The organism is Mesorhizobium sp. BR115XR7A (assembly GCF_020165315.1).
GTDB lineage: Bacteria > Pseudomonadota > Alphaproteobacteria > Rhizobiales > Rhizobiaceae > Mesorhizobium > Mesorhizobium australicum.
Genome location: NZ_JAIUHW010000001.1, coordinates 582,508 through 607,081, shown reverse-complemented (window position 1 = coordinate 607,081; position 24,574 = coordinate 582,508). Strand labels below are relative to the sequence as shown.

The following is a 24,574-nucleotide window of genomic DNA, read 5'->3' as shown; positions in this document are numbered from 1 at the left end:
TTTCGCCCCGCGAGATCAATCATTGACCCATGGGGCAATAAAAAGACCGATGGGTCAATACAATAAGGAGAACGGAAATGGTGCGTATCCTTGCAAGCTGTCTGGCCGCGCTGGCCTTGGCCTCGCAGGCTGCCCAGGCGGCCGACGCCGAGCAATGCCGTGTGGTCCGCATGGCCGAGCCCGGCTGGAACGATCTCGCTTTCACCACGGGTGTGGGCAATGTGCTCCTGCAAGCGCTCGGCTATCAGCCACAGAGCGAGGTGCTGGGCATCAACGTCATCTACGAAGGCATGAAGAACCGGGATCTCGACCTGTTCCTGGGCTACTGGGACCCGGCGATGGTCACCTATTACGAACCCTACAAGAAGGACGGCTCGATCGAGAATGTGCGTGTCAATCTCGTCGGCGCCAAATACACGTTCGCCGTGCCGACCTATGTCTGGGAGGCAGGGGTCAAGGACGTCTCCGACCTGCACAAGTTCGCCGACAAGTTCGGCAAGAAGATGTATGGCATCGAGCCCGGCTCCAACCAGCTGATGATGGACGCCATCGCCGATCCGGCCTTCGGCCTCGATGGCTGGCACGTGGTCGAGTCCAGCGAAGCCGGCATGCTGTCGGAGGTCGGTTACGAGATCAAGGAGAAGCAGTTCATCGTCTTCCAGGGCTGGGCGCCGCATCCGATGAACACCATGTACGACTTCAAGTATCTGACAGGCGGCGACAAGTTCTTTGGCCCGAATTTCGGCGCCGCGACGGTGACGACGCAGGTCCGCAAGGGCTACCTGCAGGAATGTCCTAACGTGGCGCAGTTCCTCAGGAACCTGGTCTTCGACATCGACTTCGAGAATGTCGGCATGGGCTACCTCATCAATGACGGCATGAAGCCAGAGGACGGGGCGCTGAAGGCGATCACGCTGAACAAGAACCGTCTCGATGCCTGGCTCGCCGGTGTCACGACTTTCGATGGCAAGCCCGGTCTTGCCGCCGTCAAGGAGAAGCTCGGCCTGTGAGACCGCCGGACGCTTTGTCCATCACCTGTGTGGAACAGAACGCCTGGGCTGGTCGCAAGCAATGGGTCAATATCGGCGATCTCGACATCGCCTATGTCGAGATCGCCGGTGCCGGGCCGCCGCTGTTGCTGATCCATGGTTTCACCGACACCAGCCGCAGCTTTTCGCTGCTGGCGCCGCATCTGGCTGGCCGCCGGCTGATCATGCCCGATCTGCGCGGCCATGGTGCCTCGCAGGCGGGCGGCGGCTACCGCGTCGCTGATTTCGCCGAGGATATTGCCGGGTTGATCCGGCATCTGCGGCTGGACCGGCCTATCGTCGTCGGTCATTCGCTGGGCGGCATGGTGGCAATTGCATTGGCCGCCCGGCAGCCGGACTTGATCGGAGGCCTGGTCGTGCTGGCCAGCACGCTGAAGCCCGGCTTCACGTCGGACCATGCGTTGCCGGTCGGCATCCTGGCCTTGCACGATCCGATATCGCCGGCCGACCCGTTCTTTGCCTGGTGGCATGCGTGCCAAACCTCGGTGCCGCGGACGTTCCTCGCGGGCCTGGCGACGGAAGCTTCCGCCATGCCTGCGGCCCGCTGGCGTGCCATTCTGGAGGAAGTCCGCATCACCGACCTGACCGCCGAGGCACGGGCCGTGCGGGCCAAGGCACTGATCATCGCCGGCGCCTGCGATCCGCTATTCGACGAGCCGCACCAGCAGGCCTTGGCCGACGCGCTGACCGGATCCCGTCTCGTCTGGGCGCAAAATTGCGGTCACAATCCCCATTGGGAGGACCCGGCCTTTGTCGCCTCGGCGATGGCGGGACTGCTGTCCGGCCGCTGATCACCGCAACAGCGATCGGGCCGTGGGCACCAGCCGCAACGTTTCGGCCGGCTTAGTGCTAATGCCCTGCATGTTCTGGCCAAGTGCCTGCCACGCCGGCGAAGTGGCGAGGCGATGGCTGGCGTGGGCATCGCCGTCGGGGAAGCCGGCAACGGTGATAAAGACGTTTTCGCCGGCGCGCACGGGTAGCCGCGGGAAGGTGTTTGCGGCCGGCTCCGTCAGGAAGGCGCCAAGCAGGCGCGCGCCGGTTTGGGCAAGCCGCGCAACCATCTCCGCCTGGAAGCGCCCGGCGAAGTCGGCGCCGATGCCCGGCCGCAAATGATGAATCGAAATCTCAACCAGGCCGGGCAACCCGCTTCGTTCGCTTGTGCTTTTGGCCATGTCGGCCATTGGCCGGCGCAATCCCGACAGATCGAAGCCGGCATCCGGCCACGCCGGCCGCAGCAGCAACACATCGTCGGAATCGATCATCGTCGCGTTGGCCGCGTCGCGGTGCGCCGCCCATACCGGGCCGTCATAGAACGCGCTCAGAGCATCCTTGCGCGCATCCATGCTCTCGAAACCGCGCATCCAGACGAACATATCGGGGCGGTCCAGGTCGCGGAACTGGCCGATGATGGTCATCCCCGCGTCTTCCTGGCTTTCGATGAACTGCGTGTCGAAGATATCGATCAACGTTTCGCGCCGGCCAGGCTTCAACGTGTACTGCCGCAATTCGACGATCGGCGAGGCGAGTACCGCCGGCTTAGGCGTGGCATTCGGGATCGGGCTCATCCGCGGGTTCTCCAAAACAGGTTGATCGTCCTGTTTATAAACAGACCGGTTGCCCTGTTTTGTCAACATGCTATCCTTTTACAATGTCAGCAGAGCTCAACACCCGGCCAGGGCGAGTCCGAGGCAAACGCATCAACGACCCCGAAGGCATGCGCCGCAAAGTGCTCGATGTCGCCGAGGCAGCGTTTCAGGCACGCGGCTATCATGCTTCCAGCCTCGGCGACCTGATGGCGGCGGCAGGCGTCAGCGGTGGCGCGTTGCATCATCACTTCCCGACCAAGAAGGCGCTGGCGCTGGCGGTCATCGACGAGCGCGTGGCGGCGGCGGTCGAGGAGACGTGGATCGCGCCGGTGCGGCAGGCGGCTTCGGCCCGCGAGGGCGTGCGTCAAGTGTTCGACGCCGTGGCGGCGGAACTGGAACGGCAAGGTTTCGTGCGCGGCTGCCCCCTCAACAATCTGGCCCATGAACTGTCGCTCGCCGATCCCGAATTTCGGAATGCCCTTGCCGGCGTCTTTTCGGCATGGCGCCAAGCGATCGCCGACAAGATCAGGGCCGACCAGCGGGAGGGCAGGGAGCAAGGCACGGATCCCGAGCATTTTGCGGTGTTTGCGGTCGCCGCCTATTCCGGCGCCATGTCGATGGCCAAGACGGCGCAGGACGCCGGCCCGTTGCGCGATTGCCTAGCGGCGCTGGAGCGGAGCGCCTCGCAAGCGGCATCATCGCAGGGCGAGCCGGTGGCGCGGCGACGTCGCAGGGTGCTGCGCCGGCATGGCGCCACTTGAGGCAGGTGGATCGCTGGGGCCCGGCTCTGACGTCGCGACCAAGCTGGACGGACAGACGCCGCTTGTGCTGAATTCCGCCGATGATGAATCGCCTTCCGTCCCTATTGTTTTCACGACGCGGCTTTCTGGTGCAGGCCGCCGGTCTTGCGGCTGCCGGTACGCTTTCGCGTCCGGCGCTCGGCCAGACCGGACAGCGCATCCAGCCCGTCGACGCCACCTTCCTGTTCGTCGCCGACGTCCATGCCTGCCGCATGGCGAGCGGCTTGAGCCCCAATTGCAAGTTGGAAGGCAAGACGGACGCGGCGCTGCTGCGCAACGTCGCGGCGTTGAACGCCATCAGTGACAAGGATTGGCCGGCGCGGATCAACGGTATCGCCACGGGCCTGCGGCCGGCCGGCAGCCGCATCGGCACGCCGCTCGGCCTTGTCGTTGGCGGTGACATCACCGACGATGGCGGCGGCCAAATCACCGAGCCCAGCGAAGGCACCCAGCTTCTGCAGTTCAGCCAGCGCTATCAGCAAGGCATGGGCCCCGACCGTGTACACATTCCGGTTTATGTCGGGCTCGGCAATCACGACCTCGATCAGAACGGCCCGCCGCACCATGTCGACTGGTACCGGCGTGAAATGCGCGACTATGTCGAGGTCAATCATCGCGCCGGCGTGTTCTTCAAGCCGCCGGTGCCGGCCACCAGCTACGACGTCGACACTGACTGCTATTCCTGGGACTGGGGTGGCCTGCATCTGGTGCAGACCCATCGCTTCGCCGGCGACACCGGCCATGGCGCCGACAGCAGCCTGCCTTGGCTCAAGCAGGACCTCGCAACTTATGCGGCGGATGGGCGCCCGGTCATCCTGTTCCAGCACTATGGCTGGGATACTTTTTCGATAGAACGGTGGGACCCCGCCAAGAGAGCATTCGACGATGACGGCAAGGGCGCGCCGCATTGGTGGAGCGATGCGGACCGCCAGGCCTTGCTGGCCGCCCTGAAGGGTTACAACGTCGTTGCCGTCTTCCACGGTCACCAGCACGAGGTGCCGATGATCTATCAACGCGACGGCCTCGATCTCTTCAAGCCGAAAGCCGCCTATATGGGCGGCTTCGCCTTGGCACGTGTCACCAGCGACAGCCTGGACGTCGTGCTGGGCGAAGCCGGCGACGATCATGGCGCCGTGGTTTTCACCACCGCTTTCAGCAAATCGCTGAAGACGTGAAAAGGGCCGCTCGACGCGGCCCTTTCTTCAGCGGTCAAGCGATTTCTTGACCTTGTCCTTCGCGTCGCCATAGGCCTTCTGCACCTTGCCGGTGGCCTTGTCGGCCATGCCTTCTGCCTGCGTCTGCCTATCGCCGGTCACTTTGCCGGCGGCTTGCTTGACCGAGCCTTTTACCTGCTTGGCCGCACCGGCGACCTGATCCTTGTTCACCATTTTCGCATCTCCCGGGTTTGGTTCGCCTTGGCAAACGAGCCGGCACGGTTTCGGTTCCGACAGCCGCCGCTTATGTCGGCGAAACAGGGTGTCTTTCGGGCGCCGCGCCGGCAGGCTAGGGTGCCGGCCAGCGCACTCCGCAAGGAGCAAACCGCCAAGGGGGACAAATGTCGGAATTCACGCTCTATATCGGCAACAAGTGCTTCTCGTCCTGGTCGCTCAGGCCCTGGGTGGCGATGCGGCACCTGGAGATACCGTTCGAAGAGGTCTTGGTGCGGCTGCGCACCCCCGAAACCGCCGCCAACCTGGCGAACGTGTCGCCGACAGGTCAAGTCCCTGTCTTGGTTCACAAGCCCTTGAACCACACTGGCGGAATGGTCTGGGAAACCCTTGCCATCCTTGAATACCTCGCCGATCTCTTTCCGGAGAAAAAGCTCTGGCCGGCCGATATCGGCGCCCGGGCGCTGGCGCGTTCGGCGGCGACCGAGATGCATTCCGGTTTTCGCGAAGTCCGCTATGGCTGGCCGATGAATTTGCGGCGGCCAAAGGGCCACAAGCCACTCGACGCCGAGGGCGAGGCGCAACGCGCCCGCATCGAGGCGCTGTGGCGCGAGTGTCGCGAGAAACACGGCAAGGGCGGCCCGTTTCTGTTCGGCCATTTCACCGCGGCCGACGCCATGTATGCGCCTGTCGTCACCCGCTTCGACACCTATGGTGGGGATCTGGCGCCCGACACCAAGGCCTATGTCGACGCCATCCTCGCGCTGCCGGCCATGCGCCAATGGTATGCGGAAGCGGCGAAGGAGCCGTGGCCGGAGCCGGGGCCGGATGAATAGGACCCATCTGCGAAGTGGCCTTCCCCGTTTATCGGGATGGCCTATCTAGGAGCATTGGCGCGGCGCGCTTTGGAGATGTTGCAATGACCGTTTCTTCCATGCTTGCCGGCAAGGTTGCTCTCGTCACCGGCGCTTCCTCGGGCATTGGCGAGGCGACGGCTGCGGCACTGGCTGCTGCCGGGGCAAGGGTGGCGGTCGCCGCCCGTCGGGTCGATAGGCTCGAAGCTCTGGCCGCCCGCATCGAAAAAATCGGCGGAACGGCTTTGCGCATCGAGGCCGACGTCACCAGCAATGACGATGTCGCGGCCATGGTCGGGAAGGTGGTGGCCGAATGGGGTCGGCTAGACATCCTTGTCAACAATGCCGGCGTGATGCTGCTCTCGCCGGCAGCGGAGGCAACGCTCGATGACTGGCGCCATATGGTGGAACTCAACCTGCTGGCGCTGATGGGCGTCACCAAGGCGGCGCTGCCGCATCTCAAGGCTGCCAAGGGCCATATCGTCAATGTCTCGTCGGTCGCCGGCCGCGTCGCCAATCCCGGCGCCAGCGGTTACGCGGCGACCAAATTTGGTGTTGTCGGTTTTTCGGAATCACTGCGGCGCGAAGTCTATGCGGACAAGGTTCGCGTCACCGTGATCGAGCCCGGCCTGGTGCGCACAGAGCTTGGCGACCATATCACCAACGCTGCCTCGAAGGCGGGGCTGGACCAGCGCCTCGCCACGATGGAAGCGCTGACCGCCGAGGATGTCGCCGCCGCCATCCTCTATGCCGTCGGCCAGCCGGCGCGCGTCAACGTCAACGAGATCGTCATCAGACCGACCGACCAGGAACGCTGAGCGGCCGCCGGCAACGCTCAGGTGCGGGCGCTTGTTCAGCATGGACATTGGCCAGATGACGCGCTTCCAGCCGTCGAATTCTCGGATCGATGGCGCAACATTTGACAGGCGTCTGAAACACGCGTAGAAGAAAGTCGTCGATATTTGTTTGACTGACTTTTGTTATCCGCGCTTCCGAGCGCGCCTTTGACGAACTTCCCACATCAAAAATCGAGACAAACGACGTTGTGCATCCGCATGACGGCGAACGAATATTTGCCATGGAAAGGGTTCGTCATGAGCACCGGCACAGTTAAGTGGTTCAACGCCACCAAGGGTTTTGGTTTTATTCAGCCTGACGACGGCTCCGCCGACGTTTTTGTCCACATCTCGGCCGTGGAACGCGCCGGTATGCGCGACATCGTCGAGGGCCAGAAGCTCGGCTACGAGATGGTCCGCGACAACAAGTCGGGCAAGATGTCCGCCGACCAGTTGAAGGCGGCCTGAAGAAAGAATTCAGCCGTCCCGGTGACCACGGATGTACTGGCACCGGTGAACGGCGAATTCGGGCGCATGGCTACGGGAACTTGAGTTTCCACGGCTTCTGCTGCCCATCAGGAGCTGCCTTGTGCATCCAGTTGGATGCGCGGCGCTCCCAGGGAAGGTCAGGCGGTGCCTGGCCTTTTTCATTTTACGCTTGTTGCCGCCGAAAATGCGCTGCGCATTGGGCTGAACGTGCTAAGGGACGCTCCAGCATCTTGAATCCGCTGCCGCATCGCTTTGTGCATGGCCCCGACCGAAGACCCGGTCTCGTCCTATCGGCACCAGGCTCCTGACAGGAGAAAGATTTTGACCGCCCATTCGAAGACAGCCGTCGATCCGGCCGTGTCGCTGTTCAGCAAAACGCAAACCCAGTCGATGTCACTTAACCGCATCATTTCCGAACGCGATGCCGTCAGCGAAGCGCGGGAAGCCAAGACCGCGCGCCTGCGCGAGCTGCGGCTGGAGAAAGAGGCCGACGAGATGGCGGCGGCCGCGGCACTCGCGGCGCTGCCGAAACGAGCCGGAAAACGCTGATGGGCACCAAGCGCGTACCGCAAACGCCAATCGCGGCCGATGCGACCATCGCCGACATGGTCGAGACCCTGGACAAGCCGGTCGAATATGTCCGGCGCGTGCTGGAAAAGCTCGAACGCTGCAAGCGCGCCCATGGCGATGCCCAGGTGCGCGTCGGCGTGCGCGGCCGGGCCGAGTGCCCGAACTACCTCATCGAATATGTCCGCGAAGACGCCAAGACCCATGAGCGGGTCACCTATCAGGATGCCGCCTATAGCGGCAGCACGCATCGTGAGCTGGCCGCGCACCACATCGCGGAAGCCAGGAACTGGTCGCCCGAGGAAATGAACATCACGGCGGTTTCGGCGTTGATCGGCCGCTTGCGCAATCCGCGCGCACCATCATCGCGTTTCGCCGACGAGGATTGAAATGGCCATAAAATTCTCCGCCAAGGATCAGCCGGCAGCGCCGGCTCCCGCCGCAAAGCCGGCCAAGCCGGTTGCCGCGCCGAAGGCCGCCGCCGCCGACCAGGCAGCGACCGATCTGTTCAAGTCGCCAGCGGACGCACCGAAGGGCAAGACCGGCAAGAAGAAGTAGCGCCTTGCCGCGGGACGCCGATCGCAATCTTGCCGCGGCGGGGCCGTTTGCCCAGGCAGCCACGACCAGCCTGCCGTCGGCCCAACCAGGCATCGCTCCTATGTTCGATTGCCAGAGCTGCGGCGCGTGCTGTTCCTATTCAGCCGAGTGGCCGCGCTTTTCGACAGAGGACGATGCGCAGCTCGACCGCATCCCGGAAAAATACGTGGCGGCCGACCTGTCGGGCATGCGCTGTAACGGCGTGCGCTGTTCGGCCCTGTCTGGCGAGGTCGGCAAGTCGACCGCCTGCGCCATCTATGACCTGCGCCCGGATGTCTGCCGCGCCTGCATGCCTGGCGACGACGAGTGCCTGATGGCGCGCCGGGCGCTCGGATTTCCACCTCTTAGCGGCGGCTTCCTGGCGGCGAATGCATGTCGCCCGGAAGTGTCCTCGGTTCCGGGACGACGACAAGCATAAAATCAGAAGCTTACAGCGGGTCGGCGAATCCTATCGCCGCGACATGCTGTAATGACTGTCGCTTGTGCGCACCCCGCTTGCTGGCTAGGCTGCGTCAGGGTAGGGCGCCGGAGGAAATCATCGTGAGCATCGAATTTCTGTTGACGTCGCTGATCGTCGTAGCTTCGCCGGGCACCGGCGTACTCTATACGCTGAGCGCCGGGCTTTCGCGTGGTGCGCGGGCCTCGATCATTGCCGCCTTCGGCTGCACGCTCGGCATCATCCCGCATATGGCGGCCGCCATCACCGGTCTGGCGGCGCTGCTGCACACCAGTGCTGCCGCCTTCGAGACGCTGAAATATCTGGGCGTCGCCTATCTGCTCTACATGGCCTGGAACACGCTGAAGGAAAAAGGCGGCCTGAGCGTCGAGGACAATGTCGCGCCGCGCTCGGCTGGCAAGGTGATCGCCACCGGCATCCTCGTCAACGTGCTCAATCCGAAACTGTCGATCTTCTTCTTCGCCTTCCTGCCGCAATTCGTCAGCACCACCGAACCCAACGCACTGTCGAAGATGCTGGAGCTCAGCTCGGTCTTCATGTTTTTGACCTTCGTGGTTTTTGTCGGCTACGGCATCTTCGCGGCGTCGATCCGCAGCCATGTCGTGTCGCGGCCAATGGTGCTGACCTGGATGCGCCGGACTTTTGCCGGCGCCTTCGTCATGCTCGGCGCTAAGCTGGCGCTGGCGGATAGGTGATCGAGGCGCTTAGTCTAGCCCTTGACATAACCCATCGCCTCGACGATCCGCCCGTCCGCGACGCGCATCAGGTTGACGCCGCGCAGCGAATTGCCGTCGGCCATCCAGTAGCGCCAGCGGATCGTGGCGCGGTCGCCGGCCACGAAAGTCTCTTCGAGGTCGAAGCGCGTACCGGGTGCGGTGGCGATCGCCGACCATAGCTCGACGCAGGCTGCCTTGCCGGCGCGGCGCGCGCCGTCCGGCGCCGGCGTGGTGTTCTCGATCACGCAGTCCTGCGCCACCAGATCGTCGAGAGCCGAGGGATCGTGACCCTGAAACACATCGTTGTAGCGCCGCATGATTTCAGCCGTTTCGCCGGAGCGGCTGGCCGTGGTGATGTCGATGATCAATTCCTGGGTCATGCGATTTCTCCTTCCGTTCAGTGACTTATGAGGTTCGCTTTCAGCGTGATCGTGGCGACGCCGGCCAGCGCCCGCGACACGAGGCATCCCGCCTTGGCCGACTGCGCCAGCCGCTCGAAGTCGGCGGCGGCGAGCCCGGGGACGGTCGCCTCCGTCTCCAATTCAATGCGGGTAATCGTCGGCCCGGCCGCGGTGGCGCCCAGATGCACCTTGGCGGTCGTATGGATGTCGCTCGCGATATGACCTTCACTGCCGAGGACGGCGGTGAGCGCCATCGAGAAGCAGCCGGCATGGGCGGCCGCGATCAGTTCCTCCGGATTGGTGCCGGGGCCGTTTTCGAAGCGGGACGGGAACGGGTAGGCGCCCTCGAACACGCCGCTGCCCAGCCTGAGCCGTCCGGAACCTTCCTTGAGCGGGCCGTGCCATTCGGCCGATGCTTCGCGAATTGTCATTGCTGTCTCTCCTCTGGTTGATGAAATGAAGGCGCAAGCACCGCGACCGCTTCCGCGCGCATCCTCGAGCGAGGCCGCCGTCGCGTCCTTCCAGCCGATACTCCTCCAAATCTGCCCCGAAATATGTAGACCGATTTACATACTATGTAGACCGATTGTCATATTTCGGGCAAGCCTTATAGTGCGCACTCCTGACAGAGGTTGACATGGCGACGGACACACGCACGCGGATGATCGAGGCGACGGCACTGCTTTTGCGGCGGCGCGGCTATCACGGCACTTCGCTCAACGACATTCTGAGCGCCAGCGGCGCACCCCGCGGCTCGCTCTATTTCCACTTCCCAGGTGGCAAGGATCAGCTGGTCGTCGAGGTGACGAGCGCCAGCGTCGCCGAGGTAAGCGAGCGGCTGGGTGAGGCTTTGGCCGCCGAACGCGACCCTGCGGTCGCCGTCCATCACATCTATCAGTCGGTGGGACGCATGCTGGAAGACAATGAGTTCTCACTCGGCTGCCCGGTCGCGCCGGTCGTGCTGGACTCGCCAGGCGACGTGCCCGACCTTGTCGAACTGTGCCGCTCTGCCTTCGAACAGTGGATCGGCTTGCTGCGTGAGGCTTTCGTCAGGGCAGGGGTGCCCGAGCGTCGCGCGCAGGCGCTGGCGCTGCTGGTCGAGTCTTCGCTGGAGGGCTTGATGGTGATTGCCCGCGCCACCCGCGACCGCTCATCGCTCAACGCAGTGGCCGATGAGGTGGCCATCCTTATCGAGCAGGCCGTGCTCGCCGGCAAGGTGGCACAGCGGGCGGAGACTACCGCTGTCTGACCGCTAGTCCCAACTGACTGCGGTGGAACACCAGCCTCAAGACGAAAAGAAAAGGGCGACCTCGAGGGCCGCCCTTCGGTAGCTGAATGCAGATGGAAGCGTGGATTAGAAGTCCATGCCGCCACTCAAGCCCGCTTGCGGGCTTGAGCAACTTGGATTCATGGGCGTGCTTTATGGACTTCTTAGAAGTCCATGCCGCCCATGCCGCCCATGCCGCCGCCGCCCATGCCGCCAGGCATGCCGCCGCCAGCCGAATCCTTCTTCGGAGCTTCGGCGATCATGGCTTCGGTGGTGACGAGCAGGCCGGCGACCGAGGCCGCGTCCTGGAGGGCCGTGCGCACGACCTTGACCGGATCGACGATACCCATGACGATCATGTCGCCATATTCGCCGGTCTGGGCGTTGTAGCCGAAGGTCGCGCCCTTGTTCTCAAGGATCTTGCCGGCAACGATCGAGGCTTCCGCACCAGCGTTGGCCGCGATCTGGCGGGCCGGAGCCTGCAGCGCACGACGCACGATGTTGATGCCGGCGGCCTGGTCGGCGTTGACGCCGGTCACCTTGATGTTGGCCGAAGCGCGCAGCAGGGCGACGCCACCGCCAGCAACGATGCCTTCTTCCACGGCCGCGCGGGTCGCGTTGAGGGCGTCATCGACGCGGTCCTTCTTTTCCTTGACTTCGACTTCCGTCGCACCGCCGACGCGGATCACCGCAACGCCGCCGGCGAGCTTCGCCAGACGTTCCTGCAGCTTCTCCTTGTCGTAGTCCGAGGTGGTCTCCTCGATCTGCTGCTTGATCTGGGCGACGCGGCCCTGGATCTCGGCTTTCTTGCCGGCGCCGTCGACGATGGTGGTGTTCTCCTTGGAGATCGACACCTTCTTGGCGCGGCCGAGCATGTTGAGGCCGACATTCTCGAGCTTGATGCCGAGGTCTTCCGAAATGACCTGGCCACCGGTCAGGATGGCGATGTCTTCCAGCATGGCCTTGCGGCGATCACCGAAGCCCGGCGCCTTGACGGCGGCGATCTTCAGGCCACCACGCAGCTTGTTGACGACCAGCGTGGCGAGCGCCTCGCCTTCGACGTCTTCCGAGATGATGAGCAGCGGCTTCGAGGTCTGCACGACGGCTTCGAGGACCGGCAGCATCGCCTGCAGGTTGGAGAGCTTCTTCTCGTGCAGGAGGATGTAGACGTCCTCCAGCTCGGCAACCATCTTGTCGGCGTTGGTCACGAAGTAGGGCGAGAGATAGCCGCGGTCGAACTGCATGCCTTCGACGACTTCGAGTTCGGTCTCGGCGGTCTTGGCTTCCTCAACCGTGATGACGCCTTCGTTGCCGACCTTCTGCATCGCTTCCGCGATCATCTTGCCGACCGACTCGTCGCCATTGGCCGAGATCGTGCCGACCTGGGCAACTTCCTCGGAGGTCTTGATCTTCTTGGCGGCCTTGCCGAGAGCAGCGACCACTTCGGTGACGGCCAGATCGATGCCGCGCTTCAGGTCCATCGGGTTCATGCCGGCCGCAACCGACTTGTGGCCTTCCTGGACGATCGACTGCGCCAAAACGGTCGCGGTCGTGGTGCCGTCGCCGGCGATGTCGTTGGTCTTCGAAGCAACTTCGCGGACCATCTGCGCGCCCATGTTCTCGAACTTATCTTCAAGCTCGATTTCCTTGGCGACGGTGACGCCGTCCTTGGTGATGCGCGGGGCGCCGAACGACTTGTCGATGACGACGTTGCGGCCCTTGGGACCGAGCGTGACCTTCACCGCGTCGGCGAGGATGTTGACGCCGCGCAGCATGCGCTCACGGGCATCGCGAGAGAATTTTACGTCTTTGGCAGCCATGTTTTAGCTCCTGGCAGGGGCTCGGATAGAGCCCGAAAAATTCAAGTTGAGGGTGAGGCCGATAATCAGCCGATGATGCCCATGATGTCGGATTCCTTCATGATCAGAAGGTCTTCGCCATTGAGCTTGACTTCGGTGCCCGACCACTTGCCGAACAGGATGCGGTCGCCGGCCTTGACGTCCAGCGGGACCAGCTTGCCAGCTTCGTCACGAGCGCCGGAGCCGACGGCGATGATCTCGCCTTCCTGCGGCTTTTCCTTCGCCGTATCCGGGATGATGATCCCGCCAGCGGTCTTGGATTCGGATTCGACCCGGCGAACGACCACGCGGTCATGAAGCGGGCGGAACTTCGACTTTGCCATTTTTTCTTCCTCGATGAGAACGGTGAGAAACAGTTCCTCCGTCCGGCGGCGCCGGACACATAGTTAGCACTCACCAAAGGCGAGTGCTAACGTGGCGCTGAAATAGGCCGCCGACCTGCCAGAGTCAAGGCGCGCCGAGCGCCTCTTGGTACGATGGCGATGAACTTATCGAAGCTTGGCCGAACCGAGCACCAGGAGCGGGCAACGTTCCGCCAGGGGATAACTGCCGCTTGGCACAACGCGCACCTGGTCGAACCAATCTCGCGCCTCATCCTCCAGCATGGCCAGCGTCGCGAAGCTGTACCTCGTTTCGGAGCCCGCATAGACGTCGATCGTGTTGATGGATGCCATGCTCCATCCGGTGCATGCGGCAAGGGCCTCCCGATCCGGAAACAGCTTGTCGAATGCCGCACGGATTGCTTGCACATGGACGCTGCTGTCGCAGTCGCCGGTCGTGCACGCCATGGCTATCCGCCATTTGAGCGCGTGGAAATTCTCGATTCCGCCGGCCAGGACCAGAGCTTCGATGCCGCGCAGGTCATCCGCGGTTTCCGGCCGAGCGAACACGCGGATCGCCGCATGCCGGCCAGGCTTTAGCACCCTTGCGATTTCACCGAACAGCGAACCGCGCGCGGCCTTGGTGTCGACCGCCGACAGGCAGCCGTCGCCGATGACCGCGTCGAAACATTCCCGCTCGACCGGGAGGTCAAGCCAGTTGCCGGCCATCGCCCTTCGCGAGATGTTGTCGCCGGCCCATACGCCGGAAATCATGGCAGCCGATTGATCGATCGCCAGCATCGATCTGCCTAGAACCGCCAGTTCAGGTGTCACCCCAAGCAGAAGGACATCGGCATTTCCGAGATCGAGTTCGCGCTCGAATATGCCGACGGTTTCCGGCGTCGGCCGGAGCGGGGCGTCCAGGAGCTTCCAGTGCCGATGATAACTATCCCAATGATTCGTCATGCAGACCCGTTGGAGCCCAGGAAAGTCTGGCATTGATTGATTAGAGCCGCTTAATGGAAGTGGGGATGGAAGCCAAGGGGTTAGCTGGTGGCGCGCATCATTGTCATAACGCATGAGCATGACCGGTTCCTGGGTCGCGGCGGCCTTCTGCTGCGCCGGAATAGCCGTTACATGCTTTTCGATATTCTGGAGGACCTGAAGAGGCGGGGCCATTCGGTCCGGATTCAGCCTGGCCTCTCCGGACAATCCAGCGCCGATGTCGCGGTTCTGCACGTCGATGCGACCACGACGCCGGCAGATTATCTCGACTATGCGCGGCGTTTTCCCTTATGCCTCAATGTCGGGGCCGCCGACATATCGAAACGGCGGGTAAGCGGAGCGCTTCTGGCCGAGGGCGACGGCTGGCTGGGCCCGGTCATCGTCAAAAGCAATCTCAACAACCAGGGCATTCCGGAGACACGGCTCAATCGGCGGTCGAGGCGTGCCGGCCAACCGGCACCCTTTGCGCACGTGCCAGCCATGCCGTCCTACGCGGTCTACCAATCCCGGGACGACGTTCCCGATGGCGTCCTCGATCGCGATGATCTGGTCGTGGAAAAGTTCATCCCGGAAAAAGAACCTGACGGCTTTGCGGTGCGCTTCTGGGTGTTTTGCGGAGAGCGCGAGCGCTGCACCCGCTACGTCTCGCCAAACAGCCTGGTCAAGGCATCGGAAACGATCCGGCGCGAGCCCGCCGCTGTTCCCGACGAACTGCGCGAACGGCGGCGTGAACTCGGCTTCGACTATGGGAAATTCGATTTCGTCATGCATGAGGGCAGGGCTGTTCTCCTCGATGCCAACAAGACGCCCGGCCGCCCGCAGAACCTGGTGAAGATGTTCGCGGCCGGCGCTTCCGACCTGGCCGATGGTTTCGAAGGCCTCATCCGCCGGGCGAGATAAGGTCCCCGGTTGCCGGTCGCTAAAGAAACAGCCGCAACTGGGTGTGGATGATCGATCGGTAATCCTCGATGGTCCGGCGGCTTTCCGCTTCGCCCTGCGCAAGCGCCAGGCGCACAACGCCGCCGGCGAGCTGGAAGATCAGCAGAACCATGCGTTCGAATTGCTCGTGCTTTTCCGGCTCGAGCAAGGCGATGACGTGGTCGCAGAACATCTTGGCCTGATGCCGGGTTTCGGCGATGTCGAGGTTCTTGAGCGCCTTGTCGGCCTGGATGGCGTTCTGCAGATCCTGGATGGCCGGATCGCCGGCGACCCGGCTGAGGTAGTCGTCAAGCAGCCGGTCGGACGCGGCGATGACGTCCTTGGCTTCGCGGACATCGGCAACGATCGCCGTCAATCGCGACCGGCTGACCTCCGAGAACCGCTCATAGAGCATCGCCAGGATCGCCGATTTGTTGGGGAAGTAGTGGTAGACGGTGGCGATCGGCCCGCCCGCCAGCATGCCGACCTCCTTCATGGTGACGGCGTCGATGCCCTTCTCGCCGATCAGCCGCATGGTGGTCGACAGGATGGCGTCGATGCGCTCGCGGCTGCGCTCCTGCTTGGGCCTGCGCCTGGGCTCGGTGATCGTTCGACCTGCTTGCGTCATGCACCGATCTTTCGCACGAGTTCCCAAATTCCGGTTGACAAGAAATATGATCAAGTATCAGTTTCTGGAATGCTGACAGACTGTCAGCTTTTTTGCCGTGCGGCAAGAACGTTGGGGGGCGCCTATGGCTTCGACAAGCGCTGATCTTCAGGGCGAAGGCGACTGGCTGGTCGGCAATCCCAGCGGCGGGCAGCTCGCCTCGGCCCTGTGGATCGGGTCGGTCGGCCTGCTCATTCTCGGTCTGCAGCCCGTCCTGCTCGGCGCCCTCTATACCGAGGGCCATGTCAGCGGCGACGAACTGGCGTTGGTCGCCACCGCCGAGATGATCGCCATCGCGATTGGTTCGGCGATCGTCGCGATGCTGCTTTCCGCCCACAACATGCGCTGGAAAAGTGCCGTCCTCCTGCTGCTCTTGGCGCTGGCCAATGTGTGGACCGCCTATGCCGCCGGCGCCCACACGCTGATGGCGGCCCGCGCGCTGGCCGGCCTTGCCGAAGGCGGCCTTGTCGCGGTCGCCACCGAACTGATTGCCCGTTCGCGGCGCGCCGAACGCATCGGCGGCTATTTCGTCACCATGCAGACCCTGGCGCAATGCGCTCTTGCCCTGGTGCTGGCGCTCTATGTCATTCCAGCCGCCGGGTCGGCTGGCGGCTTCCTCGTTCTTGCCGTCGTCTGCGTCGCGTCGCTGGTGGTCGCCTTTGCTGTCCCCGCCGATTATGCCGATCTGCCGAAGGACGAAAACCTCGCCAATGTGCTGACGGTTCCCTCGATCACCGCGCTGTTGTCGGTCTTCTGCTACTTCATGTTCTTCGGCGCCGTATGGGCCTTTCTGGAGCCGCTTGGCGCCCAATTCGGCATCGACGGCCGCACCGTCGGGCTGATCGTCTCGGCCAGCCTCGCGGCGCAGGTGCTGGGCGCGATGACGGCGACCGTGTTCGAGGCGCGCATCGACTATCGGCTTGCCATCACGGCGATCGGCCTCGTCGCGCTTGTCGCCTCGCTCGTGCTTGCCAGCGGGCCCGGCCTCACGATGTTCTGGGTCGTCGCCCTGATCATGGGTTTTATCCTGCTGTTCATCGTGCCCTACCAGATCCGGCTGGCGATCACCGCCGACGAGACCCGCACCGCCGTGCTGCTGGTGCCGGCCGCCCAGCTTTTCGGCCTGGCGATCGGACCGGTCGCGGCGTCGCTGCTCATCGACGGCAAGGAGTTTCGCCCGGTTCCCGAGTTCGCCGCCGCAAGCGCTGTCGCCAGCGTGGCGTTGCTCGGCCTGTTTGTCCTGGCGGCGCGGCGTCGCCGCGCGATTGCGTGAGCACTATGTCGAACAGCTGGAGCAACTGGTCCGGCTTTGTCACCGCCGAACCGCGGCTGCTTGCCAGTCCGGCCGATGCCGGCGAACTCGGCGATCTCATTCGCACCGCGCCCGGCCCGGTCCGCGTCGTCGGCGCCGGTCACTCCTTCACGCCATTGGTGAAATCCCAAGGCACCATCCTGTCGCTGGAGAAGCTGGAAGGGCTGGTCGCGCATGACGCGAAAAAACACCAGGCGTGCGTGCGGGCGGGGACGCGGCTTGGTCCGCTCATGCACATGCTGCAAGGCATCGGCCAGGGCCTGCCCAATATGGGCGACATCGACCGCCAGGCGATAGGCGGCGCCCTGGGCACGGCCACCCATGGCTCGGGGCCGACGCTGGGCGCGTATCACACACAGCTGGAAACGGTGCAGATCGTCGACGGGCTTGGCAAGGTCCGCGACTTCAAGCGGGAAGGGGATCAGGAAGCGATCCGTGCGATCGGCGTTGCGCTTGGCGCCTTCGGTGTGCTCAGCGAAATGACGTTGAACAACATCGCGACCTACCGGCTGCGGCGCCGCAAATGGGTGCTGCCGATAGCCGACATGCTGCGCGATTTCGAAACGATGATGAGCGAGCACCGGTCGGCCGAATTCTACTACATCCCATTTTCAGGCTACGCGCAGTTCATCGCCAGCGACTTCAGCACCGAGGCGACCACTCCGCGCCCGACCGACGATGACGAGGGCTCCCTGCGCACGCTGCGCCGCTTGCGCACTGGGCTTGCCTGGCTGCCGTGGCTGCGCCGCAGGCTGATCCTGGGCGCGGTCGCCAAGGTGCCGGCCGAGGATTACGTGCAGGACTGGCTCAACGTCTATGCCAGCGACCGGCAGACCAGGTTCAACGAGATGGAATATCACCTTCCGTTCGAGGAGGGGCCGAAGGCGCTGGCCGAGATCATCGAACTGACCGAGAAGCATTTTCCGGAAGTCTATTTCCCGATGGAAGTGCGGTCGGTGGCATCGGACGAATTCTGGCTCTCGCCTTTCCACAAAAGGCTCACCTGTTCCATCGCCATCCACCATGACGCGGCGAACGATCCGTTGCCGTTCATGCGCGCGGCCGAGCCGATCTTCCGCGGATATGGCGGCAGGCCGCACTGGGGCAAGATGCACAGCCTGAAAGCGGCCGACCTGAAAAAGCTCTATCCGCGCTGGGACGATGCGATGGCGGTGCGCCGCGACATCGATCCGCAGAACCGCTTCGTCTCGCCCTATATGGCCGACCTGTTCGGCATCGAACCCAGTTCTTTCGGCATCCAGCCATGAAGGCGTATTTCGCCACGCTTTCGGATGCGCTGAGAGAGGCGGACATTTTCCAACCCTGCCTGCTGCTCGACCTCGATCGGCTGGATGGCAACATTGCCCTGGTGAAGAAGCGGCTTGACCCCAGTCTTGCCGTCCGTTTGGTCGACAAGTCGCTCGCTTGCCTGCCGCTGCTCTCCCATATCGGCAAGGCGCTTGGAACCCACCGCCTCATGACCTTCCATCCGCCGATCAACGAGGCGGTGCTGAGGGCGTTTCCGGATGCGGATCTGCTGTATGGCAAACCGATGCCGGTTGGTGCGGCAAGGGCGGTGCTTTCTAGAGGCGATGCAGTCTGGTCGCGCGTCTGCTGGCTGATCGACACCCAGGAGAGGCTGGCGGAATATGGCGCGCTCGCCGACGAACTCGGCGCCGAATTGCGCATCGCTTTCGAAATCGATGTCGGACTGCATCGCGGCGGCTTTGCCGAACCGGCGGCCCTGTCGCGGGCGCTGAATGCGCTGCCCACCCACAAAGGGCTGCGCTGCGAAGGCGTCATGGCCTATGAAGCGCATGCGCCGCACATACCCGGCCTGTTTGGTGGACCGGCCAAGGCGTTGGCGCAAGCCTCCGAACAGGCCGCCGCTTTCGTCGCGCGCCTCGGCGCCGACCAGCGCCATATCCTGAACATTGGCGGCAGCAAGACCGCGCTGCTTCATCATGGCGGCATTGCCAATGAAGTTTCGATGGGCTCGGCCTTCGTGCTGCCCGTCGATTTCGACACGCCCGGCCTTGATGGCTTCCAGCCGGCGGCCTTCATCGCAACGCCAATCCTGAAAGTGGTCGAGCCGATGCTGCCTGGCCCGCCGGCGGTCTCGCGTCTGCTGCAGGCGCTGGGCCGGTTTCCGCGCAAGGGCTGCTATCTCTATGGCGGCAAGTGGATGGCCGAACCGGTGTTTCCCGACGGCATGACGACAAACGGCCTGCTTGGCCTGTCTTCCAACCAGCAATTCATGGGTCTGCCCGCCCAGGCCGTCGTTAGGCCCAGTGACTATGCGTTCCTGAGGCCCACGCAGAGCGAGGCCATGCTGCAGCAATTCGGACCGATCGCGGTATTTTCCGGTGGCAGGATCGTCGACCGCTGGCCGGTGCTGCCGATGATGTAAGCATCTCGGGCGCCTTCTCTGATAGTTGACTCCGTCAAGTAAATGATCGATCCTGTGCCAGCAGGAGATGACTCGAATGACAATCCACCATCAGCCAGACAAGGCTGCGCCCAACAAGGGCCTGATCGATGCGGTGCGGGCGTTCAACCGCTTCTACACCCGCCAGATCGGACTGCTCGATGAAGGGCTGCTGAAGAGCGCCTTCTCGCTGACCGAGGCACGCGTGCTCTACGAACTGGCGCATCGTGACGGACTGACCGCGACCGATCTCGGGCGCGATCTCGGTCTCGACGCCGGCTATGTCAGCCGTTTGCTGAAGAAGTTCGAGCGCCTTCACCTCATCTCCAGGGCCACGCTGGCTTCGGACGCTCGGCAATCGTCGATCGCGCTGACGCCGGCGGGCAGGAACGCCTTCGCGCCGCTGAACCAGGGTTCGCACGACCAGGTCGCGGCGCTGCTCGATCGTCTGCCTGCGTCGGAACAGGAGCGTCTGGTCAAGTCCATGCGCACGGTGCAGCGTCTGCTGGATGACGATGCCGAGCCCAAAATCCCTTATCTGCTGCGGCCGCCGCAGGTCGGCGACATTGGCTGGATCATCCGCCGGCAAGGCATGCTCTACGCGCAGGATTATGGCTGGGACGAAACCTATGAGGCGCTGGTCGCCGAAATCCTCGCGGCGTTCGTAAAATCCTACGATCCGAAATGGGAGCGCGGCTGGATCGCCGAGCGCGAAGGCGAGGTCGTCGGCTCGGTCTTCGTCGTGCGCAAGTCGGATCAGGTGGCCAAGCTCAGGCTGCTCTATGTCGAACCTTCGGCGCGGGGCCTCGGCATCGGCAAGCGCCTGGTCGAGGAATGCATCGGCTTTGCCCGCGCCAGAGGGTACAGGACGCTGACCCTATGGACCAACGACATTCTGACCGCCGCCCGGCACATCTACCAGACGGCCGGTTTCAGGCTGATCGAGGAAGAGCCTCACCATTCCTTCGGCAAGGATCTGGTCGGCCAGAACTGGGAACTGGAGCTGTAGCAGCGCGTCATGCCTTGACGGGCACCCAGATCTCCAGCCCGCCATTGCCGGTGTGGGCATCGAATTCAGGCCCGTAGCGCTCGAATTCCGGCGCATCGGCAACCTCATGGCCGGACGCCGGCAGCCAGCTGTTCCAGATCGTATTGATCGTCCGCCGGATGGTCGAGATGTGTTCGCGATGCGTGAAAACGGCGTACTTCCGCGCCGGCACCCGCACCCGTTGGAACTCCTTCGGCAGATCGGCGAAGTCGCGCACCTCGACGCCGACGACATAATCGAAATTGCCGGCATCGTCGCCATTGAGGCAGACGCCGTAGAAAACGCCGGCCACTTGCCCGGGGATGTGGCCGATATGGGGAGCGAAGCGCTGCCATTGCATTGGAATGCCGGCGCTGGACTCACAACTGTAGCGCTCGCCCAGTCCGGCGATGAGGAATGGCCGGCTGGTCTCGAAGCGCGGTGGTTCAAGTGTGGTCAAAAGCGAATTGTCCATCAGGATGGGCTCCACGAGGTCGAGGGTCTCAGTCGAACCTTGCGCGCGCACCAGTTCCGGCGTGGTGCCGAACTGGTCGCGGAAGGCCCGGGTGAATGCCTCATGCGAGTTGTAGCCGGCGTCGAGCGCGACGCACAGGATGTCGGGCGCCCCGCCGGCCAGCCTGCGCGCCGCCTCGGTCAGCCGGCGCGAGCGCATGTAACCCATGACGGAGCGGCCGGTGGCGGCGCCGAAGGCGCGCGTCACATGAAAGCGCGATACGCCGCTGCTTTGGGCCACGTCGTCGAGCGTAACAGCCTCCGGCAGGTGGCTTTCGACAAACCATAGCGCCTTCTCGGTCGGGTTCATGTGTTCCTCGCATGTGGCGTCCTCACTCTGGCGCCTCGTTGCCCGGCCAGCTTGATCGAAATTGCGCATCGCGCAAATAGGCGATCGGGCCCGCGCGGTGTCGTCCGCGCGGCCCGTCGTCTATCGTTGGCTCGGATGACCGGCAAATCGCCGTTGAACTGCCGCTGGTTCAGCGGTAGCGCGCCTGGTTCCATTTGTGGCCAAGCAGCGAAAGGATGATGATCAGCCCGTTGAAGAACTGGACGTAGAAGCCGCTGAGCCCAGCCGCCACGACGCCGGTTTGGATAAACGACACGGTGACGGCGCCGATCGCGCCGCCGGCCACGGTGCCGATGCCACCCCAGGTCGGCGTGCCGCCGACGAACACCGAGGCCAGCACCGGCAAGAGATAACCGTCGCCGGCGGTTGGCCACCAGGTGAAGTTGATCATCACCGAGAACGTGCCGGCGATCGCGGCCCCGATGCCGACGAAGACGAACACTTTCACCCGCACGCGCTTGACGTCGATGCCCATCTGCTGGGCACTGTCGGGGTTATCACCGACCACCTTCACCTGCGCGCCGAAGCGGTGGCGGTTGTAGAGCATCGCCGAAAGGACGACGAAGGCGATGGCCCAGAAGATCTGCACCGGAATTCCAAGGACCTGGCTGGAGAAGATCCTGTAGGCCCAACTGTCGGCAAGGCTGGTCAGCGAAGTCGATCTGCCCTCATTGATGATCTGGATCAGGCCGCGCAGCAGGAAATTCATGCCGAGCGTGGCGATCAGCGACGACAGCCCGCCATAGACCACCAGCGACCCGACGAGGAAGCCGAGCAGCGTGCCGGTGACCAGTGCCGCCGCAATGCCGAGGAACGGATCGTAGCCCGCCTGCACCACCAGCGCGAAGACCCAGGAGGCAAAACCCATCGTCGCGGGAAACGACAGGTCGATCTCGCCGCAGGTGACGACGAAGACCAGCGGCACGACCACGAACAGCGCCACGGGAAGCGTGGTGAGCACGGCGCTGTAGAGATACCAGGTTGTGAAGACCGTCGGGTTGGCGATCATGAAGACCGCCATCATGACGACGAACACGCCGAGCGTGCCAAGCGACGCGCGGTTGTCAAGGATGAAGCCGCGCATCCAGTGATCGGACGGGTGCTTCCACTCGTTCTGGGAACTGCCTTGGCGGGAAATGCCGGCCGACGGCTCGTGCAGATCGGGCTCCATGGTCTTGCTCATCGTGCTCTCTGCTCCGCGTCGCCGGTGTCGTGCAGCCCGGCCAACCCGCCCGGATGCGCGACGTCTTCCATAAAGTTGATGAGGTCTTCGGCCGACTTGACCTCGCTGCGATCGGCGGTGAGCGCGACCTTGCCGCGATCCAGCACCACGAAGCGATCGGCGATATCGAAGACATGATGGATGTTATGGCCGATGAAAAGGATCGAGCGGCCGCTCGCCCGCACCTGGCGCACGAAATGGAAGACCTTGGCGGTCTCGGTCAGAGACAGCGCCGTCGTCGGCTCGTCGAGGACGATCAGTTCGGCCTGCTTGTAGATGGCGCGCGCGATCGCCACGCCCTGGCGTTCACCGCCCGAAAGCTGGCCGACGATCGAATGCGGCGTGAACACTTTCGAGGTGAAGCCGATCTCGCGCATCAGCCGGCTCGCCTCCTCGATTTCCTTGCCGACCTTCAGCCAGCCGAAAGGGCCGGTGAGTTCGCGGCCCATGAAGATGTTGCGGACGATCGTCTGCTGCACGGCCAGCGCCCGGTCCTGGAACACCGTTTCGATGCCGGCCTCGCGCGAACGTGCCGCATTCCATCCGGTCACCGGCTTGCCGCGGATGAGGATCTCGCCGCTGGTCGGCTTGACCACACCGGAGAGGATCTTGATCAGCGTCGACTTGCCGGCGCCGTTGTCGCCGATGAGGCCGACCACCTCGCCGCGATCGACGCTGAGATTGACCCCGCCAAGTGCGTAGACATGGCCGTAGGACTTAGCGATATCGCGCAGTTCTATGAGACGTTCGGCCATAGCATCCTCGCTTGATTGTCGGCGCCAGCGTTCTCGCCAGCGGCCCCGCCGGCCGGGGCCTGATCCCGGCCGGCGGCTTGGGAGGTCAGCGCAGCGCCTGCTTGGCGAGTTCTGCGACGATCTCGTAATTTTCGGGCGTGACGAAACCGGCGCCGGTGTCGACGTTCATCGGCGCCAGACCCAGCACCACCTGCTGGCACAAGCTGAGGATCGGCAGATAGCCCTGCAGGAATGGCTGTTGGTCGGCCGTCAGTTGCACCCAGCCCCCCTTGAAGCCCTCGACGATCTGCGGGCTGGTGTCGAAGCCGAAGTTGAAGATATCGCCAGGCTTTCTGCCAGCTGCCTGCATGTATGTGGCGACATTGCCGAGCATCTGTCCGCCGGGATAGCCGACGGCCTTGACATCAGGGTTGTTGAGCAGCGCTGCCGTAAGCACCGGTATCGCCAGATTGGGGTCGGAAGCCCATTCGCCGCTCGGCGGCGACGACAGCTGGATGACTTCGACGCCCGCCTCCTTCAAGGCCGCCACCGTGCCGCGCTCGCGTGCGCCGCGGCTCTCGTTCTCGAACGGGCCGATCATGATCGCCTTGTCGCCGGCCTTCAGCTTACCGAGCTTGAACGCTTCGGCGCCAAGTGCGCGGCCCTGCTGTTCCTGCTGCGCGCCGATATAGCCGCCACCGAACGCCGCCGTCACCTTCGGCACCGGGACGTTCTGGTACATCATCTTGATGCCCTCCTTATGGGCCTCGTCGGCGAGCGGCATGATCGCGGCGTCGCCCGGATGGCCCATCATGGCGATGCCCTGGGGCTTGACCGCGACCGCTTCGCGCAATTGCTGCACCATCTTCTCCGCGTCCCACTGGGAGAAGATGTAGTCGACCTTGGGTCCGAGATCTGCCGCCGCCTGCTTGGCGCCATTGTAGACGATGGTGCCGAAGGCGTCGCCCTCGGCGCCGCCGACGAAGAAGCGGATGTGGACGTCCTTGCACCATTGGGCGTCGAGCGCCTGCGCCGGCAAGGTGAAGATTGCGGCGGTAAGCGCGGTGGCCGCCGCCACGACGGTCGTGCGCAGAAGTGTCGTCCTGATCGCGATGCTCATGCACGTTCCTCCCATTGTTTTCCTCGTCAGCCGAGGGGCCTTTGAACGATTGCTTTGGCAATGCCACTTGCGGCCGGCTCCTCCCGCCGACCG

At 63.8% G+C, this 24,574-nt stretch carries 30 protein-coding genes; 18 read left to right on the top strand and 12 right to left on the bottom strand.

What is annotated here, in order from left to right:
- Nucleotides 1-77: 77 nt before the first annotated feature.
- Together choX and LB557_RS03230 are read left to right on the top strand one after the other, a co-directional pair.
- A complete protein-coding gene (gene choX, locus LB557_RS03235) occupies nucleotides 78-1,010 on the top strand; it encodes a choline ABC transporter substrate-binding protein (protein WP_140726236.1) in 933 nt (310 codons plus the stop codon).
- A complete protein-coding gene (locus LB557_RS03230; RefSeq protein WP_224641448.1) occupies nucleotides 1,007-1,840 on the top strand; it encodes an alpha/beta fold hydrolase in 834 nt (277 codons plus the stop codon). The genes choX and LB557_RS03230 overlap by 4 nt, the downstream gene beginning before the upstream one ends.
- Here the strand turns inward: LB557_RS03230 and LB557_RS03225 are convergent, their stop codons facing one another.
- Entirely contained in the window at nucleotides 1,841-2,614 is a 774-nt protein-coding gene (locus LB557_RS03225) for an NIPSNAP family protein (protein ID WP_140824689.1), read from the bottom strand. It lies immediately after the preceding gene.
- A 149-nt stretch (nucleotides 2,615-2,763) separates the two neighbouring features.
- Here LB557_RS03225 and LB557_RS03220 point away from each other — a divergent pair, with 149 nt between their 5' ends.
- Nucleotides 2,764-3,396, top strand: coding sequence for a TetR/AcrR family transcriptional regulator (locus LB557_RS03220; RefSeq protein WP_224641451.1), 633 nt, complete (start codon nucleotides 2,764-2,766; stop codon nucleotides 3,394-3,396).
- A gap of 80 nt (nucleotides 3,397-3,476) precedes the next feature.
- Nucleotides 3,477-4,610 carry a metallophosphoesterase gene (locus tag LB557_RS03215; protein WP_224641453.1) on the top strand — a complete coding sequence of 378 codons (1,134 nt, stop codon included), beginning with the start codon at nucleotides 3,477-3,479 and terminating at the stop codon, nucleotides 4,608-4,610.
- A gap of 27 nt (nucleotides 4,611-4,637) precedes the next feature.
- Here the strand turns inward: LB557_RS03215 and LB557_RS03210 are convergent, their stop codons facing one another.
- Nucleotides 4,638-4,823, bottom strand: a complete 186-nt coding sequence (locus LB557_RS03210; RefSeq protein ID WP_015318399.1) for a CsbD family protein — start codon at nucleotides 4,821-4,823, stop codon at nucleotides 4,638-4,640.
- Nucleotides 4,824-4,990: 167 nt separating this feature from the next.
- Here LB557_RS03210 and LB557_RS03205 point away from each other — a divergent pair, with 167 nt between their 5' ends.
- From LB557_RS03205 to LB557_RS03170, 8 genes are all read left to right on the top strand, one after another.
- Nucleotides 4,991-5,659, top strand: a complete 669-nt coding sequence (locus tag LB557_RS03205; protein WP_224641455.1) for a glutathione S-transferase family protein — start codon at nucleotides 4,991-4,993, stop codon at nucleotides 5,657-5,659.
- Nucleotides 5,660-5,742: 83 nt separating this feature from the next.
- Nucleotides 5,743-6,495, top strand: a complete 753-nt coding sequence (locus tag LB557_RS03200) for an SDR family NAD(P)-dependent oxidoreductase (protein WP_015318397.1) — start codon at nucleotides 5,743-5,745, stop codon at nucleotides 6,493-6,495.
- 276 nt (nucleotides 6,496-6,771) lie between these two features.
- Nucleotides 6,772-6,981 (top strand): cold-shock protein, encoded by a 210-nt coding sequence (locus LB557_RS03195; protein ID WP_010915421.1) that lies wholly within the window; start codon nucleotides 6,772-6,774, stop codon nucleotides 6,979-6,981.
- A 342-nt stretch (nucleotides 6,982-7,323) separates the two neighbouring features.
- Complete coding sequence (locus LB557_RS03190) at nucleotides 7,324-7,551, top strand: hypothetical protein (RefSeq protein ID WP_015318396.1); 228 nt, start codon at nucleotides 7,324-7,326, stop codon at nucleotides 7,549-7,551.
- On the top strand, nucleotides 7,551-7,958 hold the full coding sequence (locus LB557_RS03185; protein WP_224641458.1) for a hypothetical protein: 408 nt from the start codon (nucleotides 7,551-7,553) through the stop codon (nucleotides 7,956-7,958). The genes LB557_RS03190 and LB557_RS03185 overlap by 1 nt, the downstream gene beginning before the upstream one ends.
- A gap of 1 nt (nucleotide 7,959) precedes the next feature.
- Nucleotides 7,960-8,127 carry a hypothetical protein gene (locus LB557_RS03180; RefSeq protein WP_015318394.1) on the top strand — a complete coding sequence of 56 codons (168 nt, stop codon included), beginning with the start codon at nucleotides 7,960-7,962 and terminating at the stop codon, nucleotides 8,125-8,127.
- Between the two features lie 100 nt (nucleotides 8,128-8,227).
- A complete protein-coding gene (locus LB557_RS03175) occupies nucleotides 8,228-8,584 on the top strand; it encodes a YkgJ family cysteine cluster protein (RefSeq protein WP_224641536.1) in 357 nt (118 codons plus the stop codon).
- Nucleotides 8,585-8,706: 122 nt separating this feature from the next.
- The gene (locus LB557_RS03170; RefSeq protein WP_224641460.1) at nucleotides 8,707-9,318 is read left to right on the top strand and encodes a LysE family translocator; all 612 of its coding nucleotides are present in this window, start codon (nucleotides 8,707-8,709) and stop codon (nucleotides 9,316-9,318) included.
- 14 nt (nucleotides 9,319-9,332) lie between these two features.
- Here LB557_RS03170 and LB557_RS03165 read toward each other — a convergent pair whose 3' ends face one another.
- Together LB557_RS03165 and LB557_RS03160 are read right to left on the bottom strand one after the other, a co-directional pair.
- Nucleotides 9,333-9,719 (bottom strand): nuclear transport factor 2 family protein, encoded by a 387-nt coding sequence (locus LB557_RS03165; protein WP_140790509.1) that lies wholly within the window; start codon nucleotides 9,717-9,719, stop codon nucleotides 9,333-9,335.
- Nucleotides 9,720-9,736: 17 nt separating this feature from the next.
- Nucleotides 9,737-10,171: an OsmC family protein gene (locus LB557_RS03160; protein WP_224641462.1), complete on the bottom strand. Its 435-nt coding sequence runs from the start codon at nucleotides 10,169-10,171 to the stop codon at nucleotides 9,737-9,739.
- A 206-nt stretch (nucleotides 10,172-10,377) separates the two neighbouring features.
- On the opposite strand from LB557_RS03160, the gene LB557_RS03155 reads away from it, so the two are divergent.
- Nucleotides 10,378-10,989, top strand: coding sequence for a TetR/AcrR family transcriptional regulator (locus LB557_RS03155; protein ID WP_140790507.1), 612 nt, complete (start codon nucleotides 10,378-10,380; stop codon nucleotides 10,987-10,989).
- A gap of 182 nt (nucleotides 10,990-11,171) precedes the next feature.
- Here the strand turns inward: LB557_RS03155 and groL are convergent, their stop codons facing one another.
- The 3 genes from groL to LB557_RS03140 all read right to left on the bottom strand — a co-directional run bounded on the left by groL (nucleotide 11,172) and on the right by LB557_RS03140 (nucleotide 14,152).
- The gene (gene groL / locus LB557_RS03150; RefSeq protein ID WP_015318388.1) at nucleotides 11,172-12,827 is read right to left on the bottom strand and encodes a chaperonin GroEL; all 1,656 of its coding nucleotides are present in this window, start codon (nucleotides 12,825-12,827) and stop codon (nucleotides 11,172-11,174) included.
- A 65-nt stretch (nucleotides 12,828-12,892) separates the two neighbouring features.
- The gene (gene groES, locus LB557_RS03145) at nucleotides 12,893-13,189 is read right to left on the bottom strand and encodes a co-chaperone GroES (RefSeq protein ID WP_006203049.1); all 297 of its coding nucleotides are present in this window, start codon (nucleotides 13,187-13,189) and stop codon (nucleotides 12,893-12,895) included.
- Between the two features lie 165 nt (nucleotides 13,190-13,354).
- Complete coding sequence (locus LB557_RS03140) at nucleotides 13,355-14,152, bottom strand: class I SAM-dependent methyltransferase (protein ID WP_224713005.1); 798 nt, start codon at nucleotides 14,150-14,152, stop codon at nucleotides 13,355-13,357.
- Between the two features lie 87 nt (nucleotides 14,153-14,239).
- On the opposite strand from LB557_RS03140, the gene LB557_RS03135 reads away from it, so the two are divergent.
- Nucleotides 14,240-15,091, top strand: a complete 852-nt coding sequence (locus LB557_RS03135) for a hypothetical protein (protein ID WP_224641464.1) — start codon at nucleotides 14,240-14,242, stop codon at nucleotides 15,089-15,091.
- Between the two features lie 19 nt (nucleotides 15,092-15,110).
- Here LB557_RS03135 and LB557_RS03130 read toward each other — a convergent pair whose 3' ends face one another.
- A complete protein-coding gene (locus LB557_RS03130) occupies nucleotides 15,111-15,737 on the bottom strand; it encodes a TetR/AcrR family transcriptional regulator (RefSeq protein WP_140874405.1) in 627 nt (208 codons plus the stop codon).
- Nucleotides 15,738-15,861: 124 nt separating this feature from the next.
- Here LB557_RS03130 and LB557_RS03125 point away from each other — a divergent pair, with 124 nt between their 5' ends.
- The 4 genes from LB557_RS03125 to LB557_RS03110 all read left to right on the top strand — a co-directional run bounded on the left by LB557_RS03125 (nucleotide 15,862) and on the right by LB557_RS03110 (nucleotide 20,525).
- On the top strand, nucleotides 15,862-17,049 hold the full coding sequence (locus tag LB557_RS03125; RefSeq protein ID WP_224641465.1) for an MFS transporter: 1,188 nt from the start codon (nucleotides 15,862-15,864) through the stop codon (nucleotides 17,047-17,049).
- Between the two features lie 5 nt (nucleotides 17,050-17,054).
- The gene (locus LB557_RS03120) at nucleotides 17,055-18,356 is read left to right on the top strand and encodes a D-arabinono-1,4-lactone oxidase (RefSeq protein ID WP_224641539.1); all 1,302 of its coding nucleotides are present in this window, start codon (nucleotides 17,055-17,057) and stop codon (nucleotides 18,354-18,356) included.
- On the top strand, nucleotides 18,353-19,498 hold the full coding sequence (locus LB557_RS03115) for an alanine racemase (protein ID WP_224641467.1): 1,146 nt from the start codon (nucleotides 18,353-18,355) through the stop codon (nucleotides 19,496-19,498). Before LB557_RS03120 ends, LB557_RS03115 begins: the two co-directional genes overlap by 4 nt.
- A gap of 76 nt (nucleotides 19,499-19,574) precedes the next feature.
- Nucleotides 19,575-20,525 carry a helix-turn-helix domain-containing GNAT family N-acetyltransferase gene (locus LB557_RS03110; protein ID WP_224641470.1) on the top strand — a complete coding sequence of 317 codons (951 nt, stop codon included), beginning with the start codon at nucleotides 19,575-19,577 and terminating at the stop codon, nucleotides 20,523-20,525.
- Between the two features lie 7 nt (nucleotides 20,526-20,532).
- Here LB557_RS03110 and LB557_RS03105 read toward each other — a convergent pair whose 3' ends face one another.
- From LB557_RS03105 to LB557_RS03090, 4 genes are all read right to left on the bottom strand, one after another.
- Nucleotides 20,533-21,366, bottom strand: coding sequence for an AraC family transcriptional regulator (locus LB557_RS03105; RefSeq protein WP_224641472.1), 834 nt, complete (start codon nucleotides 21,364-21,366; stop codon nucleotides 20,533-20,535).
- Between the two features lie 169 nt (nucleotides 21,367-21,535).
- Nucleotides 21,536-22,588 carry an ABC transporter permease gene (locus LB557_RS03100; RefSeq protein ID WP_140661869.1) on the bottom strand — a complete coding sequence of 351 codons (1,053 nt, stop codon included), beginning with the start codon at nucleotides 22,586-22,588 and terminating at the stop codon, nucleotides 21,536-21,538.
- The gene (locus LB557_RS03095) at nucleotides 22,585-23,382 is read right to left on the bottom strand and encodes an ATP-binding cassette domain-containing protein (RefSeq protein ID WP_015318378.1); all 798 of its coding nucleotides are present in this window, start codon (nucleotides 23,380-23,382) and stop codon (nucleotides 22,585-22,587) included. Before LB557_RS03095 ends, LB557_RS03100 begins: the two co-directional genes overlap by 4 nt.
- 85 nt (nucleotides 23,383-23,467) lie before the next feature.
- Nucleotides 23,468-24,481: a substrate-binding domain-containing protein gene (locus LB557_RS03090; protein WP_023774562.1), complete on the bottom strand. Its 1,014-nt coding sequence runs from the start codon at nucleotides 24,479-24,481 to the stop codon at nucleotides 23,468-23,470.
- Nucleotides 24,482-24,574: the final 93 nt, after the last annotated feature.